This window comes from Mucilaginibacter psychrotolerans, from assembly GCF_004519315.1.
Taxonomy (GTDB): domain Bacteria; phylum Bacteroidota; class Bacteroidia; order Sphingobacteriales; family Sphingobacteriaceae; genus Mucilaginibacter; species Mucilaginibacter psychrotolerans.
Genome location: NZ_SOZE01000018.1, coordinates 116700 through 134907, shown reverse-complemented (window position 1 = coordinate 134907; position 18208 = coordinate 116700). Strand labels below are relative to the sequence as shown.

The following is an 18208-nucleotide window of genomic DNA, read 5'->3' as shown; positions in this document are numbered from 1 at the left end:
GTACTTGATCATTAGTGCAAGGATTATGACCCTAAAATACTAAAACCTTTGCACTTTTAAAAGGAATTTATTATATAATATACTAACAATCAATTATATATACGATATTCACCAGGCCCTATGTAGACACGTTAACTAAGGAGGCGTAAATAGCTACTGCCCAATAAACTTATCAGATTTTGTCATTTCGAACCAAACGATAGCGAGGGAGAAAACTTATACGTTAAAGCACAACCGCCCTGCATCGTCGCTTTGCAAATCCAACAAGATTCCTCGTCGCGCCACCACACAATGCCGCCCCCGGCTCGCTCGGAATGACAACGTTCTATTAATTGTTAAAGCAAAAATCGGTGCAATCAAAAAAATCGGTGTAATCAAAATTTACTTACTAAAACCTACCATCTTGTGCAACACCGTTGGGCTATAAACCTTGCCGCCCTTTATCACCACTTTCACATTGCGTATATCGCTGATATTGTTCAGCGGGTTACCATCTACAATAATGATGTCGGCGTTTTTGCCAATAGCTATGCTGCCTGTCTTTTTATCGAGGCCCATTACCTGTGCGGGGGTGATGGTAGCGGTTTTGAGCGCCTGTGCCGGTGTTAAACCTGCCGCCACATATATTTCCAGTTCGCGGTCTACGCTAAAGCCGGGGAAGCCCATATCTGTACCCGCAACAACGGGCACGCCCGCATCATACAGGCGTTTTACCAATTGTTTCAGGCTTTCCAGCAGCGGCCTAAAGCGTGCGACAGTTGCCGAATCCTCTCCCGTATTTTTAAATTGTATCTGCAGCGGTAAGGGCAGTGTATAAAAAGCCGGCTCCATTTTGGTAACATCATCTTTTACATTGCGGTAGGACATATCATAAACGCCAATCGTAGGGTCGATAACCACCTTGCGGTCGGCTAAAAATTTAATGGCCGCTACACTTATCGAATCTTCAAAATTTACCGAGCGGTCCTTATTGCGTTTCATCATGCTGTACACGTATTGCATGTGGTTCACCATATTCATGCCCGAATCTACGCCTCCCTTCAGCGTCATACCATTGGGGATGTGCCCGGTTACGGTTAGGCCAAGCTTGTGTGCCTCATCGCAAACGGCCTTTACGATGGCCGGTTTCATGGAGCTGTAAATCTTTATCTGGTCGAAACCAAGGGCTTTGTAGGTATCTACCGCCTTGATGGCCTCTTCTTTGCTATCCGCCTGGATAATGCCTAGGGCCATAGGCCCCTTGCCATCAATAATCCCGGCCATCAATATCTTGGGACCAATACCCTTGCCGCTATCTATCGCGCGTTGAATGGCATCAATAAAACCCAGTTCGTTGCCGCAATCGCGTACGGTGGTTACGCCTGCTGCCAAGTAGGCCGGTCCCCATTCGGTTTGTTCAAAGTGGGCGTGCATATCCCATAGGCCGGGCAATATGGTTTTACCCTTAGCATTTATCACCTGCGCCCCTTTTGGTATAGCTGCCATGGAACTTTTATAGATGCCGCTTATTTTTCCATCTTTAATAATAAGCACCCCATTTTCCATTATCGTTCCCCTTTCTACATCAAGAATGTTGCCGTCGGTAATTGCTACGATTCGATTTCCGGAAGTCGGCAACGCGGTAGATCTGGCGAAAGCCGCCATACCATAACCCGCGGCGCGTTTGATCAGTTCGGGTAATAGCGCCTCGTAGGGTTCGCTCATCATTTCGGTTTTATCACCCTCGGCATCAATGGTGAGTATGCACATCAGCTTGCCTGCATTGTTGGTCCACAGTGTTTCGTCGCCCCAAATCAAGCCGCTGATGGTATAGCGGATAAGCGGCAGCGGCATGCCATTAAAGGTGAGTATATCCGTACCCGCCTTTTTTATCTGCAGGGAGCCGAAAGGCAGGGTGTTGATACTTGCAGGCTGCTTTTTGTTGTTCCAGTATTTCAACAGCAGCATTTGCACCGTAGCCGGCGAATAACCTGTAATAGGGAACGATAAAGGCAAAAGCTTTTTAGTATAGGTAGAATCATTTACGCGGATGACAGCCGTGTTACCGTTTATCTTGATAGAGTCGTTTACGTCAGAAAAGCGCGAGGTGCTGCCTTTGATCACCAGTTCCAGCGGATCGGTTACCGGGTTTACTTTGATGGTGGCTTTTAACGGCACAGGGCTACCTCTATCCACAAACTTAAAATCGACAACATACTTTTTAGAATCTTTGTAATTGTAAACCTTGTAGGTTTCCTTCCCTATGCGCTGCTCAAACTTATGCAGCAAAAAGGTGCCGCTATCGGCAGGCATATCCTGGGCCTGCAGCGTTGCGGCGATAAAAGACAAAAGGAATAACGACAATAGATTTTTCATGGTGGCTTGGGATCTGATATCCCAAATATAAGCTTATGCCATTCAGAAATAAGGCCCCCGCTAAAAAATATATCTTACTTCGGACTTATCACAATTCGCTGCCCCGGCAAAGTCTCCAACACGATAAGCCTACCGCTTACCCGCTTTTTTCCTGCGGATGTAGTGACTGTAGCACCGTTACCCCATGGCGAGATCAACCGGAGCGTTTGCCCCTTTTCGCTCAATATACTAACGGCGCTCACTTTCCGCTTAACCTGCATTGCGCTCACTAAGAATGCACCCGCCGCACGCAGGTTTTCAAACCGGGCATCCTTTTCTTTTGGCCAGTTGGGGAACAGGCGGATGGTGCCGTTATAGCTTTGCATCAGGCATTCGTTGATTACAGCGGGCAATGCAAAATTCTCGAACCAGATACCCATGCCAGCCATATAGCCATATTCGGTTTGGTCGCTGTAGCGGCCTTTGGTTTGCATTACCATGTCGGTAGAGGTGCCATTGGGCAACAGGGAATAGTTTATCTGCCGCTTAAATTCATCCAGGTTAAGCATGCCAATCCTGGCTGCCTGCAGGTTAATAAATACCAAATCATTGCCGCCTTCGTTCTGCTGGTTTTGATAAGTATGCTTTAATAACAGTTGCGTTGCCGCATCGGAATGCAAACCGTAGTCCTCCCCCGGAAAAGCCGCAAAAAGCGGGTTTGGCACATTATATACCGTATTGGCCCCTTCGCCGGGGACGGCGACCAACACTTTATCACCGGATGCTGTAGAAGCTTTGGGATAATCGGGAAAGTGCGCCAGTATTTCGTTAACATCAGCCAAAAGCTGCTGTTCTTCTGTCTGTGTATCCAGTACTTTGGTTGCCTGAGAAAAAGCCTTGAAGATGAATTTAGTTAGGGACAAGTCTACCCCGCAATCGTAGTTGAATTTGAAGCCCGGCCGCAGCCCGTATAGTTCCGGCGGCACCGTGGGGAAGATATGGTACTTATCGTCCTTCCAGCGTTCGCCGCCGTGGGCATCCGGGCGTTTCATGTAAGCTGCAAGGAATTGTACAGCTGCTTTTATCGGCTCGTATGCCTGCTCGCGCAGAAAAGTAGTGTCGCCCGAGTACAAATAATGCCACCAAAGCCCCTGCACCGCCCATGGCGTTTCGCTCACCTCCCAACCCCAATCGGGCAGCGGGTATGGGTTAATGCTCATCTCTACAGGATACGCCGAGTGCGGGAAATAGGCACCCGGCAGGTTGTAATATTCCTGCGCCCATTTGCGGCTCAACGGCATCAGCTTTTGGATGAGGCTGACATATGGCAGGTTCTTCTCCAAATGGTTGCTGCTGAAGGTTACCCAAAACGGCTGCTGGGTATTATAGTTCATGTGGTAATCGCCGTGCCACGCGGTGCCGATATTGTTATAGCTCCAGTTGGCAAACAAGCCCGGGCAGGTAACCCCGGCCTTTGCGGCACAATTAAAAAAGTACAAGTTACGGTACCAGGTTTGCTCCAAAAAAGTATCCGATAAACGCACCGCAGATTTTGCCCAATAAGCTTTCCAAACAACCTCATTGTTCAGCCTTACGCTATCAAATTGGGTCACCCCAGGTTTGCTAATTGATGGAACCTCTACGCTTACTGACGTGGCCAGGCCCTCCTGCAGGTTAACCGAAACATAAAAGGGTGCAGCAGGGAGGGCAGCTTCAAGCGTTGCCATATTTTCAGTTGTGCCGTTCCAGTTTATCCGGCTGGTTTTAGTTAACGGGCCGTTTACTTTTACCGTTAGCCTGAAGGCTTTGTCCTTTGGGTGCTTCATATCTGCCTTACGTTTGGCAGGTTCCTCGAATGGTAATATTTGCCTGAAAGAGAGCGTCCCGTCGGTTAAATCTTCCTGGATCTGTGGCTGGGGGATATTGTTGGGCGTGGAGGGGTCGGGCATTACCTTTATCCTATCGAAAACGTTGCTTGCAGATTTGCCTTTATCATCAACCAGCTGCATCAGCAGGCGGTCGGCAGCCATATCGGTTAAGATCAGGAGGGATAAATGCTGCTTGTCCGCTGTCAGTAGTTTTACAGTGCACAGCCCGTTGGAGATATCCAGCATATGCCCCAGCACCTGTACTTTGCGCCTATCGAACCCCAGCAAAACAGAACCACAAGGGAACGGGCGCGGGTATGGCTGGCGGTAGTTTTCGCCGGCCATGTTGCTGTATTGGTTGTACCAGGCATCGTCGCTTAAATTATTATAGCTTGCGGGTATATTCTTAACCTTATCAAATACCTGCGCAAAAGTCCCCAACTCGTCTTTATGGTTTTCGGCAAGCCGGATATCCCATACATTGTTGTGCCCAAAGTACAGCACGATGCCATCGGGCCGGGTAGTTACGTTTACGCCCATGCCGCCGTTGCCGAGCAGGGCTCCCTCAAAAAAACCGGGGGCAGGTTTATTATAGATAATGGGATGCTTTTCAGCAATGGCATAGCCCGACAAGGCCTTGCGTTGTGCCCGCGCGCCAAACGCGCAAGCGATAACGATAAAAAGAGAAACACCGATAATACGGTACAGCATGGTTTTGGGCATGGCGGTTTAAATTTGATTGTCTGTAGCTTCAAATTTAAACTAGTGCTAGTACTATCGAAATAAATTAAACGGCTATTTTGATGGATGATAGTCTTATAGCCGTCACGAACCCTCAAGATTTGTCAACTTTTTAAAAGTTGACAAATCTACTAACGCAATAAACATCAAACGCCAAAGGTTTCCCTTTGGCGTTCAATATTCGAATCTCATTATTTGATATCAAGCCTACAGTTTCTCGCCATGCTGGCTGATATCCAGACCTAATTCTTCTTCTTCCTTAGACACCCGCAGCGGCGATATCATATCGGTAATCTTCAGCAACAACAAAGAGCCAAAGAACGCGAATATAGAGGTAGCAACCAACGCCAGCAGTTGTATCAAAAACAAATGTGTTTGCCCAAAAAACAAACCATTGCCGGTTAGGTTAGCAGCATTAACGTTTTGGTTGGCGAATACACCGGTTAACAGCATGCCCACCATACCGCCTACCCCGTGGCAGGGGAATACATCCAGCGTATCATCAATAGTGGTGCGGGTACGCCACTCTACTACCAAATTACTTACCACTGCGGATATGATGCCGATTGCCAGCGAATGCGGCACGCTCACGAAACCAGCCGCCGGGGTAATGGCTACCAAACCAACCACTGCACCGATACAGGTGCCCATGGCCGATGGCTTGCGCCCGCGCAGCATATCGAAAAATATCCAGGTAACACCTGCTGCCGCACTGGCGGTTGTGCTGGTTGCCAGCGCGGTAACCGCCAAATGATTGGCCCCGAACGCAGAGCCTGCATTAAAACCAAACCAGCCGAACCATAACAAACCCGTGCCAATCATTACATAAGTGATACGCGCCGGGGAGTGGTTGGCTTCGTTGCGGCTTTTTAAGTATAAAGCCGACGCCAATGCCGCCCAGCCTGCACTCATATGTACCACGGTACCGCCCGCGAAATCAAGAACGCCCAGTTTGGCAAGCAAGCCATCGGGATGCCAGGTTGCATGCGCCAGGGGCGAGAAAATAAATATGGAAAATAGCACCAAAAAGATGATGTAAGAGTTAAAGCGGATACGTTCGGCGAAGGCTCCGGTGATGAGTGCCGGAGTAATAATGGCAAATTTTAGCTGGTACATAGCAAACAACAGCAAGGGGATAGTCGGCGCTAAGGGCCAACTGGTATTACCCAACATGCCTTTCATCATAAAATAAGTAGCCGGGTTGCCTATAATACCGCCAATGCTATCGCCAAAGGCCAGGCTGAAACCGCATATGCCCCACATTACCGTGATGATAACCATACACACGATGCTTTGCAGCATGGTAGATATCACGTTCTTTTTATTCACCATACCGCCGTAAAAAAAAGCCAAACCGGGTGTCATGATCAAAACCAGGGCGGTAGACATCAGCATCCAGGCAATATCGCCTGTATTGAAATTTGCCTTTACCGATTTATCATATTCTATAGAAGGAAAAGCAAAAGTGAGCGCAAGAATTACAAGGATGATGAAGAAAGGAAGGTAACGTTTCATATATTATCAGCACTTTTTAAAATTGGTGGCTGAAATTATATATTTTCTACAATATTTTTATGAAAAATGTAAAATTACTACAAAACAGCTATAGATTATTAAAATTCGGCAGATTAAAGGATGTCAGTCGTTTGTGTTGCCGAACAACAATTTCAAATGTTGGCAGCTAAGCTTCTGCCCTACCTGCTGCCGCCCCGTTGAGCAAAAAAACAGCCGAAACCGCCGTAAAAAAAAGCTTCTTAAATTTTTTTATGGAATAGTTGATGAATATGCATCTAAACGACATAAGCAGAAAATGTATATTTAAAACCCGGGGCACCATCCCACAATAACAGCTATATGCCGCAATTATTTACCAGAATTATCATCGTATTCATGTTATTGGTTGTTTGTGAAACCGTTTTTGCCCAACGGCCGCTCACCAATAGCAGACAAAGCAGTTATTATACGTACATATATAAATTAAGAGCGGAGGAGGTGCTGGCTTTTTACAAATCGCCTGAAAAACCTTTTGACGATAAGGCGCTACGCAACCCGGTAGATTCTTTCCCGACCGATAAATATTGGGAGAATGTTCTTCCGCCGGGGAACTACCTAAAGGTGCATGCCGAACAGAATAAGCTACAATACAAAGTCATTGAAAATCATTCGGCCTTTTTGAAACTTTTTACCGGCAAGTACGAACACCGTTTTGCTCTTACGGATAAAAAAGGGAATTATATAAATGATGCCACGGTGCTGCTAAACGGCAAAAAAGTATCGCATGATATAGCAACTGGTACCTGGCATTTTAAACGCGCCAAAGCTGCCAGCGTTTTACAGGTGGACCATGCCGGGGTAAGCAACTTTTTCCAGGTTAGCCCGAATGATTACTACAACTATGAAAAAGGCTGGTGGGGAAACCTGTGGGCATCGGTAAAAAATATTTTTAGGCCCAACAACAACTATCGATATAAACCCACACCCTACATCGGCTTTATGGCATTAAATAAGCCTGTTTACAAACCGGGCGATACCGTAAAATTTAAGGCGTTTATATTAAACGCGAAAAGCAAAAAACCCATTGCCAACAAAAACTTGCTGGTAAAATTGGCCACTAGTGATAGCAACAAGAAACTGGGGACCGTAAGTAGCTACCGCGAAGGTGGTTTTGAATATAGTTTTGTTTTAACAGATAGCCTTCACCTCGATCTGGATGAAGACTATTCTGTTTTGCTTACCGACCCATCCATAGAACCAAAGAAAAAGACAGGTGACGATGACGACGATGATGATGACGACGAACTGAATAGCAGCCAGGTTATTTACTCGGGCAGGTTCCGGTTTGAAGAATACGAGCTAAAGTCGATACATTTTGTTATGCGGGCCGATAAAAAAGAACATTGGCCTGGTAACGCGCAGGTGGTTTACTTAAAAACCACCGATGAGAACGACCTCCCTGTAGCCGATGGCCGAGTGGTTTTAACGGTGACGGCGAGTAAAATAAACGATTATAAAACTAACCACCAGTTTGTACCGGATACCCTTTGGACGCATAAATTTCCGCTGGACGCTGTCGGCGAAACAAAGATTACCATCCCTGATTCTATTTTCCCGAAAGCGGATGGTAACTATGATATAAATGCGCAGTTTTTAAATGCTATTAATGAGCAGCAGAACAGCGAGGCTGAAGGTAAGTTCAAATACGAGCGGTTCCATTTAATTACAGATGTAGTTAACGATTCATTAAAAATAAGTAACCAGGAATATGGGAAACCTGCTGGGGCGATGGGTATTGTTAGCGCTTTAAATGCCGATGGCGACACACTTACACAGCAAAAAATTACCCTGCCCGGTTTGGTACTGATCAACCCAAACGCAAGCGAATACACCATTGAAACCGACAGCACCGATACCGACCTGGAGATGAAAGATTTTGAGGGCAACATCTCGCTTTCATCAGAACGTACTGCCGATTCTGTATTCGTGAATGTGGACAATCCCCGAAAGCTGCTCTTTTTTTACTCAATTTTCGCGGGCGGCAGATTAATAGACCATGGGCAGGCCGATAAGCTATTCTACCGGAAAGCCAGCAACCCGGAGACACCCTTTGCTTTGGTGGTAAATTATGTATGGGCAGGCGAGGTTAAAACAGAGAGCGTGTACCCTACCTATCGGCCCGATATGTTGAGTATTGCCATCAAGCAACCCATATCGGTTTACCCGGGGCAAAAAGTAAAAACAGATATCGTGGTTACCGACGCTGCCGGCAAACCCGTGGCCAATACCGATGTTACTGCCTGGGCGCTCACCAAAAAATTCAATTACAATGTGCCCAGCATACCCTACCTCGGCAAACGGGGGCGGTACATCAAACCAAAAAATGAGTTTAAACTGGGTGATCCCGACCTGCGGGGCAACTCAAAGCTGAACTGGCAGCGCTGGAGCCGGGAAATTGGGCTGGATAGCATTGCCTATTACCAGTTTACGCATCCCCAAAACAACATCTACCGCGTAGAAGAAACGGGCATAGATACGGTAACGCAAATAGCACCATTTGTAGTAAGGCAAGGCGACATTATACCTATACATATTTTATATATCGACCACCTGCCGGTTTATTTTAGCCAGGCACAGCAGATGCAGCCTTACAGCTTTAAAGTTTCCCCCGGCTACCATTCGCTGATGATGCGTACCGAGCGGCGAATTATAGAATTGGATAGCGTTAAGGTAGAGCGCAATAAAAAGCTCATCATCAGTATAGATGCCGATAAGTATAGCGTACAGGACGTGCCCGATAGCTTGTCGTTGGCCGAAGCAAACAACGTTAACAAGTACCTGGTAAGTGTTGTAAACAATTTCGACGGGCGGCGGGCTGTGATTGCACAAACCGACAGGATATTCTTTTTAAACCCTTCCGCTGCATCCGGCAGCACTGTACTTACTGGCCCACTTTCTCCAAACTATATGGAGTACGATCACCAGGACGATAAGCCTCAGGTGTTTTTAGCCGAGCCGAATTATACCTATCTTTTTGAACCGGGTCTCATCAAGCAAAAAAGCATATCGGCAAAATATCCGTTTGGCCGCTGGCTGGGCAATATCAGCGGCACAGACAATTACAAGCAATATGTATTAACCAACAACGCCGTAGACAGCCTTTGGCAAGATTACCTGGATAAACGCGCCAACACTACGCAATTGTTTACCAATGCACTGGTAAACGGGCGCAATGTGGGGCGGCTAAAAATAGACCGGCTGCCGATACAGGACGAAAAAATGGCCCTTATTAAAAACGTTATCCTGTATCGCTACAATAATCCCGATTACATCAGGGTTTATGCTGGCAATACCACCGACCTCGGCCTGATAGAACCCGGCAAATACAGGATGTTCTTTTTACTGCAGGGCGACCGATACGATATAAAAGATAGCATTGAAGTAAAAATGAATGGCGTAAATTTTTATCGGTTCGGTATCTCGCCCAAGCATGGCAGGGATTCGGTAAGTATTAAAATCGGGCGAATAATTAATGGCCGCAAAAGCGGGCAATATCTCAACGCGGATGATGAAATAGAGAACGATGCGCTAAAATTAAAAGAGGCCTTTAACCAAAAATACTTTAGCACCGATGAATTTAGCCAAATCCTGAGCGGAAAAGTTCTGGGTGGCGACGATAAACAGCCGCTAATTGGTGTGATGGTAAAAGTTAAGGGTACTACCGTTGGAACCCAAACAGACATTCATGGAAATTTCCGGCTCCAGGTTGCGTCACAAGGCAAAATCATCATATCGTACATCGGCTATCTTACGCAGGAGTTGGCGTACACGCCGGGCGCTACCCTTACGGTTAAATTAACGCCTCAAAAGAATCTTTTGCAGGAGGTTGTGGTTGTTGGGTACGGTAGTCAACGGCGTATGAATATGACAGGTTCGGTGAGTAGTATTACATTTGCAAACGGTCTTTCCGGAAAAGTTGCCGGGCTTGCTGTACTCCATGTAGATGGGGTATTAGATTCTAATTTGCGAATTACATTGAGAGGAAATCGCTCCCTAAATGGAGACAAAACGGCTTTAATAGTTGTAGATGGTGTTATAGTTGAAAGTTTAAAAGGAATAGACCCCGCTACTATCGCCGAAACAACCGTATTAAAGAGCAACGCCGCAACGGCACTGTATGGCTCCCAAGCCGCCAATGGCGTGATCATCATTACAACCAAAACGAAAAAAGATACAGCATTACCTGCCGGCATACCACAAGGCGATGCCAAAACCCTCCGCAAAAATTTCTCCGATTACGCCTACTGGCAACCCAAACTTACAACCGACGAAAACGGCAAAGCAAGCTTTACCAGCACCTTTCCGGATGATATCACCAATTGGCGCACCTTTGTGGTGGGCATAAACGGGCAGCGCCAAAGCGGCTTTGCAGAGAACCAAATCAAATCTTTTAAGCCACTTAGTGCCAACTTTATTGCGCCGCAATTTGCCGTGGAGGGCGATGAAATGAATTTAATAGGCAAGGTAATGAATTACAATTCTACCCTGGCGAAGGTGAACCGCACCTTTAGCTATAATGGCAAGGTACAAACCCAGGGCAATCTGGAGGTAAGCAATGCCAAAATAGATACGCTGGGTATTACCGCGTCGGCTACCGATAGCCTGGAATTCGAATACAGTATTAAACGCGACGACGGTTACTTCGATGGCGAGCAACGCAAGATACCCGTAGTAAAGCAAGGCCTGCTGGAAACCAAAGGCATTTTTGAAGCCTTGGATCGGGATACCACCATCAGCCTCAAATTCGACCCCGCGATGGGGCCTGTTACCTTCAGGGCAGAGGCTTCTGCCCTGCCCGCAATGGCCGAAGAAGCCAAACGCCTGCGCGAGTACAAATATCTCTGCAACGAACAACTGGCATCTAAACTTAAAGGGCTGTTAGCAGAGAAACGTATCAACACCTTCCTGGGCGAACCGTTTAAATACGAGCGGAATATTTTAGACGTCATAAAAAAACTACAGGAAAACCGCCGCGCAACGGGAATATGGGGATGGTGGAAGGACAGCGACGAAGAGTTATGGATAAGCTTGCATGCCGTAGAAGCACTTACGGACGCACAAAACATGGGCTACACGGTGCAAGTCGACAAGCAAAAACTAACCGATTACCTGGTGTACCAAATGGAAAGTTACGGCTGTGAAGAAAAACTGGCCTGCCTGCAATTGCTTCATAAGCTGGGCGCCAAAGTAGATTATGAAAAATACTTCGGGGTGATTGAAAAAGAATATAAAGCACAAAAGGAAGTATCGAACTATAACCGTTTGCGACTGATGCTACTGAAACAGGAAACCGGGCAAATTGTAAAAACCGATAGCCTGGTCAATACCGGCCACAAAACCATGTTTGGTAACAGGTATTGGGGTGAGGAAAATTACCGCTTCTTCGATAATTCTGTTCAGCTAAGCGTGCTTGCTTACAAGATCATCCAGGCAGAAGGTAAGCACCCCGAGTTGCTTGCTAAGATCCGAGGTTACTTTTTAGAGCAGCGCAAACTTGGCCAATGGCGCAATACCTACGAATCGGCATTGATATTGGAAACCATCCTTCCCGACCTGCTGCAAAACGGCAAAGCGTTGAAACCATCAGTATTGACCATAAAAGGCACTTCGACAGATTCAGTTACAACCTTCCCTTTTGCCACATCACTTAAAGATAATGCCATCAGCATCAGCAAAACAGGCAGCCTGCCCGTTTACATCACCGGCTACCAGCAGTTTTGGAACAGCAAACCCGAGAAGGTAAGCAAAGATTTCTCGGTAGATACCTGGTTCGAGAAAAAAGGCGGCAAGCTTACCCGGTTAAAAGGAGGCGAAGGAGTGCAGCTTAAAGCCGAAGTAACCGTGCGCGGAGATGCAGATTTTGTAATGGTAGAAATACCCATCCCCGCCGGCTGTTCTTACGAAAGCAAGGACCAGCAATGGGGCAACAACGAGGCACACCGCGAATTCTTCAAAGAAAAGGTAAGCATATTTTGCCGCAAGCTGAAACAAGGCACCTACACGTTTACCGTAAATCTGATGCCCCGCTACAGCGGCAAATACAACCTAAACCCCGCCAAAGCAGAGCAGATGTATTTCCCCGTGTTTTATGGCAGGGAAGGGATGAAGAAGGTGGTGGTTGGGAATTAGTCGGTATGAAAATTTTTGATAATTTTAACAGTATGTATAAAGTTTTGACATTTGTTTTTATGATGGCTTACTGCCCCTGCTATGCGCAAAATAGTACGGGTTTAGGCCGGATTGAATTTTATTTATTAAAACGTCACGTACCAAACGTAAGCAGAGCAACAAGCGCCATAGAAGACTTGTTTAAAATAGAACCAGCCAACCTCGAAGACACAGCCTTTATCAAAGATTCCGAATTAAAATTGATGACAAAAACGGATACTCTACGAAACCCAGCAAATAATCAACTTATACAAGAGGAATATTGGTTCACTGTACCAGAAGCCGTTGTTAAACGAATATACAACCTCAATATCCCCCTATGCTGCGGGCGGCAGTTTGTTATAGTCGTAAACGGCAACGTGTCGTACACGGGTTATTTTTGGAACATTGTCTCATCGTTCGGCAGCGATTGGATAACCGCCTTTGCATATGGAAATACAATTAAAATTTTAAGAAAGCTGCCAGACTACGATGATATCCCTCATCTAAACGACCCAAGGAACGAGCCACTATTAATCGATTGCCTTAAAGCAACAAAAAGGTATTCAACAGGAAATTGAAGATGGAATAAAACAAAAAAAATGCCCACGTTGGAGGGCATTTTTGTTTTATTCTGTAGGCTAAATATTCTATTCGTCCTTGGTCGCGGCATTAACACTGACAGCTTTGCACCAATGAACTAAGCCAATTAAAATTTCAGGTGCTTAACCGTCAACCCGCCGTTGATGAGTTGTTTCAACGATTCGATACCGACACGCAGGTGGGTCTCTACGTATTGCTCGGTGACAGTTGAGTCGCTTTCGGCGGTTTTCACGCCTTCCGGTATCATCGGCTGATCAGATACCAGCAGCAGTGCGCCAGTCGGGATCTTGTTAGCGAAACCGGTGGTGAAGATGGTTGCAGTTTCCATATCTATGGCCATAGCACGCAAATCTTTCAGGTATTTCTTAAATTCTTTATCGTGCTCCCACACGCGGCGATTGGTGGTATAGCAGGTACCTGTCCAATAATCGCGTCCAAAATCGCGTATGGTGGTAGAGATCGCTTTCTGCAGGGCAAAGGCGGGCAATGCGGGTACTTCGGCAGGCAGGTAATCGTTAGACGTACCCTCCCCTCGTATGGCCGCTATGGGCAGTATCAGGTCGCCTACGTTGTTCTTCTTTTTCAAGCCACCGCATTTGCCTAAAAATATTACTGCTTCGGGCTGTATGGCTGTGAGCAGGTCCATTACGGTTGCAGCTACTGAGCTACCCATACCGAAGTTGATAATGGTAATACCATTGGCGGTTACGCTTTGCATGGGTTTATCCAGGCCCATGATGGGTGCATTCTCGTTCCACTCCGAAAACAGCTGCAGGTATTTAGAAAAATTGGTAAGGATGATGTATTTGCCGAAACCATCAAGCGGCCTGCCGGTGTAACGCGGCAGCCAGTTGGCTACAATAGCGTCCTTGGTTTTCAGCCCCGATTTCACGGGCGATTGTACTTCTTTAATCTTCTTGGCGTCTGATGTTGTTTCGTCTTTTTTAACATCTAATTGTTCGTTCATTTTTGAGTTCTCCTATTATTTATCCCATTGGCGAATTCCTTTGGGGGCGTTTAAAAACCTTTTTATACAGCAAACCCCGGCGGGTTATAGCCAGGGCTGCGTTGTATTATACTACAAAGATAGCTATTTAAAGCTAAATTATTGTTATGCCACCTTTAATTTTTTCAGATCTGACTTTTCGAACTTCTCCCGGGCATATTCTAATGTTACGTTTAAACGCTTAACATCCTTCTGCGACGGGAACTCGAACATCGCATCTATCATGATGGCTTCGCAGATAGAACGCAGGCCGCGGGCACCTAATTTAAACTCCATCGCCTTATCCACAATAAAGTCGAGCACATCTACATCAAACTCCAGCTTCACGCCTTCGTACTCAAACAGTTTTTTGTACTGTTTCAGCAGCGAGTTCTTCGGCTCGGTAAGTATATTATGCAGGGCTTCCCTATCCAATGGATTAAGGTACGTAAGCACCGGCAAACGGCCAATCAACTCAGGTATCAACCCAAACGACTTCAGATCCTGCGGGGTAATGTATTTGTACAGGTTCTTCATATCTACCTCACCGTCGTCGCGCTTCATTTTATAACCTACAGTTTGGGTACGCAGCCTGTTGGCTATCTTCCTGTCTATACCATCAAAAGCACCGCCGCATATAAATAAGATGTTACTGGTGTTTACGGTAATCATCTTTTGGTCGGGGTGTTTACGGCCGCCTTGTGGTGGTACGTTAACCATGGTTCCTTCCAAAATTTTTAATAATGCCTGCTGTACGCCTTCGCCGCTTACATCGCGTGTGATAGAAGCGTTATCGCTCTTACGGGCAATTTTATCTACTTCATCAATGTAAACAATGCCGCGTTCAGCAGCGGTCACATCGTAATCTGCGCTTTGTAATAAACGGGTAAGGATGCTTTCCACATCTTCACCCACATAGCCTGCTTCGGTAAGTACCGTAGCATCGCAAATGCAGAAAGGGACGTTCAGTACCTTGGCGAGGGTTTTGGCCAGCAGGGTTTTGCCTGTACCGGTTTCGCCCACCATAATGATGTTCGATTTCTCTATCTCTACCTCATCCTTATCCACACGCTGGTTAAGGCGTTTGTAGTGGTTATAGACCGATACCGCCAGCACTTTTTTGGCGTCGTCCTGGCCGATAATGTATTGGTCGAGGTGGCTCTTTATTTCTGCCGGTTTTAAAACAGCGGGCGATGATGGCGATGCCTTTACCTTCCGCACTTTAAGCTCTTCCGCCAGTATCTCGTTAGCCTGGTTAACGCACTTATCGCAAATATGCGCGTCTAGCCCGGCTATCAGCATCAGCGAATCCTGCTTACCTGCCCCGCAAAACGAGCACCTGATCTCCTTGCTGTTCTTGTTCATTTGTTAATTGGTTTATCAAAAATAATCAATTAAATATTTAATTGCAAAGCTGCACAACGCCCACGTTGCGCAGCTTTGTTTGATTATTTTACTTTATTATTGTTACCTTTTAAAACTTCATCAACCATACCAAATTCTTTGGCTTCATCGGCAATCATCCAGTAGTCGCGGTCTGATGCTTCCCAAACCTTCTCGTACGATGCACCGCTATGGTCGGCAATAATCTGGTACAGTTCTTTTTTCAGTTTAGTGATTTCGTGATACGTGATTTCGATATCGCTTTGCTGGCCTTGCGCACCGCCCGATGGCTGGTGTATCATCACCCTCGAGTGTGGCAACGCCGCCCTTTTGCCTGCTGTACCTGCGCATAATAATACGGCGCCCATTGATGCTGCCATACCTGTACAGATGGTGGCAACGTCGTTAGAGATGAATTGCATGGTATCATAAATACCCAAACCCGCATAAACCGAGCCGCCCGGCGAGTTAATGTAAATTTGAATATCGCGCTTAGCATCTGCCGACTGCAAGAAAAGCAATTGAGCCTGAATAATGTTTGCGTTTTGATCATAAATAGCATCGCCCAGAAAAATGATGCGGTCCATCATCAAACGCGAGAATACGTCCATCTGGGCAACGTTCATCTGGCGTTCTTCGATGATATAAGGTGTCATTCCGGTTGGGTTGTAAATGCCGGCCGGCTGGTTGTTGCGATCGAAGGTGGAAAGGTATTTATCTACGGTTAGGCCGTTTAAGCGGTGATGCTTAACAGCGTATTTACGGAATTCGTTCTTATCGATATTACTGCTCATGATATATATGTGTTATATTTTAATTCGTTTTTGTTACAGGGCTAAATATAGTTTTTAGTTGAATAGATTTGGCGATATAAAGTTTGTGTAAAGTAAAAAAAGAAGCCCCACCCAAACCCTCCCCGGAAGGGAGGGCTTTAAAAACCCGGCTCAAGTCTCCCCTACCGGGGGAGATTTAGAGGGGGTTGGCCATTGTCTTCTTAAACGCCAAAAGCATCTGCTGTTGGGCAAATGCTTTTGGTAAAGGATGTTTAAAATCGGGAGCTGCTTAATCTTCCAGTTTGTTAAAATCTGTAAACAGTATCTCTTTTTTATCCAGGGTAATTACGCTTTTTACGTAATCGAAAACCTTTACGGCTTTTACTTCCTCGAATATCTTGTTGGCCTGTTCTTTGTTTTGCAGGTATTGCACAGTGTATTGCGACAATTGCTCATCAGGCAACGACTGCTGGCTATACGCGCGGAACTGCTGATCTAAGCTTGCTTTTGCATAATTAAACACTTCCTCGTATTTGATATCTATGTTTGCATCGCGTACCAGTTTATTAGCAATCAGCGTCCACTTCAGGTTTTTTGCGAAATCGTCGTAACCGCCTTCCAGTTCTTCGGCACTAAGTTTTTCATTAGTGGCCTGCAACCAGCGTTTCAGGAAATCGTCGGGCAGGTTAAACTGCACTTTATTGAGGCTGTAGTTGTAGATATCGTTCTGCAGTTTGCGTTCGCTATCCTGCTGCATCATGGTCTCCACTTCCTCGGTAATTTTTTCCCTAAAACCTTCTTCGGTAGTTACGGTACCTTCACCAAATAATTTGTCAAAGAACTCCTGGTTCAAATCGGCTTCATCTAAACGGTTTACGTTTTTAACCGTTAACTTAAAACTCGATTTCAGCTCAGCTGCTGTTTCCTCGTCAATCTTCAATAAACCGGCAATTTTAGCTGCATCATTATTAAATGCTGCCTGCAAGTCAATCACTGCTTCGTCGCCTTTTTTCAAACCTATTAATGATGCTTTTATGGCTTCATCGGTCATCAAATCTAAACGTACGGATGCAGTGTTGCTAATGCCATCCTCAAAAATGCTACCATCCGGAGAAAGCTGCACCAATTCGGAATAAAGCACGTCACCATCTGCCGATACGTCAGGATTTGTCATTTTGCCATAAGCACGACGGATGCTTTTAACCCTTTGGGCCAAAGTTTCCTCGTCGGCTTTGATGATGTATTGCGTTATCTGGTCTTTAGATGTAAAGTCGATATCGAAGGCAGGTGCCAAACCAATTTCGTAATTAAACTCAAAATCGTCGGCAAAATCCCAGTTGTATTCTTTGTGGTCGTCTTCGCGTTTTGGCAAAGGCTGGCCCAATACTTCCAGTTTTTCATCTTCGAGGTATTTGTTCAAAGTATCGCTTAGCAGGTTGTTGATCTCTTCAACCAGGATGCTTTTGCCATACATTTTCTTGATATGCGCGGCAGGCACCATACCCGGGCGGAAACCAGGTATCTTGGCTTTTTTGGCTTGTTCTTTAATTAGTTTTTCAACGCGTGGCTGGTAATCAGCCGGCGCCAAGTTGATTTTTACGACCGTGTTCAGGCTATCGATTTTTTCCTGTGATATATTCATCTTTTTTACCGGATTGTGTTTAATGCAAAAACAGCCATGCGGATAATTACAACGCATGGCAGCTTTTTAGAGGCGCAAAAGTATGAATTTATTTTGAAAGATTATTTAGCATCGGGCTCGATTTGGAATTTTACCAGCTTGCTGCTTACGGGCTTACCAGTGCGTGGATAGGCATACA

Annotated in this window: 10 protein-coding genes; 3 read left to right on the top strand and 7 right to left on the bottom strand. The window is 45.9% G+C overall.

All coding sequences use genetic code 11. The annotated features are described in order from the left end of the window. Positions 1 to 381: 381 nt before the first annotated feature. The 3 genes from E2R66_RS17520 to E2R66_RS17510 form a co-directional block, all read right to left on the bottom strand. Positions 382 to 2355 carry an amidohydrolase family protein gene (locus E2R66_RS17520; RefSeq protein WP_133232663.1) on the bottom strand — a complete coding sequence of 658 codons (1974 nt, stop codon included), beginning with the start codon at positions 2353 to 2355 and terminating at the stop codon, positions 382 to 384. Between the two features lie 74 nt (positions 2356 to 2429). Beyond that, entirely contained in the window at positions 2430 to 4925 is a 2496-nt protein-coding gene (locus E2R66_RS17515; RefSeq protein WP_192901990.1) for a glycosyl hydrolase family 95 catalytic domain-containing protein, read from the bottom strand. A gap of 225 nt (positions 4926 to 5150) precedes the next feature. After that, positions 5151 to 6458 (bottom strand): ammonium transporter, encoded by a 1308-nt coding sequence (locus tag E2R66_RS17510; protein ID WP_133232665.1) that lies wholly within the window; start codon positions 6456 to 6458, stop codon positions 5151 to 5153. A gap of 339 nt (positions 6459 to 6797) precedes the next feature. Between E2R66_RS17510 and E2R66_RS17505 the strand changes: the two genes are divergently transcribed. Both E2R66_RS17505 and E2R66_RS28400 read left to right on the top strand, forming a co-directional pair. Further along, positions 6798 to 12626: an alpha-2-macroglobulin family protein gene (locus E2R66_RS17505; RefSeq protein WP_133232667.1), complete on the top strand. Its 5829-nt coding sequence runs from the start codon at positions 6798 to 6800 to the stop codon at positions 12624 to 12626. Positions 12627 to 12658: 32 nt separating this feature from the next. Beyond that, positions 12659 to 13225, top strand: a complete 567-nt coding sequence (locus E2R66_RS28400) for a hypothetical protein (RefSeq protein WP_158288436.1) — start codon at positions 12659 to 12661, stop codon at positions 13223 to 13225. A gap of 128 nt (positions 13226 to 13353) precedes the next feature. Here E2R66_RS28400 and E2R66_RS17500 read toward each other — a convergent pair whose 3' ends face one another. From E2R66_RS17500 to tig, 4 genes are all read right to left on the bottom strand, one after another. Continuing rightward, on the bottom strand, positions 13354 to 14214 hold the full coding sequence (locus E2R66_RS17500; RefSeq protein ID WP_133232671.1) for an AMP nucleosidase: 861 nt from the start codon (positions 14212 to 14214) through the stop codon (positions 13354 to 13356). A gap of 144 nt (positions 14215 to 14358) precedes the next feature. Beyond that, on the bottom strand, positions 14359 to 15597 hold the full coding sequence (clpX, locus tag E2R66_RS17495; RefSeq protein ID WP_133232673.1) for an ATP-dependent Clp protease ATP-binding subunit ClpX: 1239 nt from the start codon (positions 15595 to 15597) through the stop codon (positions 14359 to 14361). An 83-nt stretch (positions 15598 to 15680) separates the two neighbouring features. Then, on the bottom strand, positions 15681 to 16409 hold the full coding sequence (gene clpP, locus E2R66_RS17490) for an ATP-dependent Clp endopeptidase proteolytic subunit ClpP (protein WP_133232675.1): 729 nt from the start codon (positions 16407 to 16409) through the stop codon (positions 15681 to 15683). 268 nt (positions 16410 to 16677) lie between these two features. Then, a complete protein-coding gene (gene tig / locus E2R66_RS17485; RefSeq protein WP_133232677.1) occupies positions 16678 to 18030 on the bottom strand; it encodes a trigger factor in 1353 nt (450 codons plus the stop codon). Positions 18031 to 18066: 36 nt separating this feature from the next. On the opposite strand from tig, the gene E2R66_RS29145 reads away from it, so the two are divergent. Further along, entirely contained in the window at positions 18067 to 18201 is a 135-nt protein-coding gene (locus tag E2R66_RS29145) for a hypothetical protein (protein WP_262710308.1), read from the top strand. Positions 18202 to 18208 lie beyond the last annotated feature (7 nt).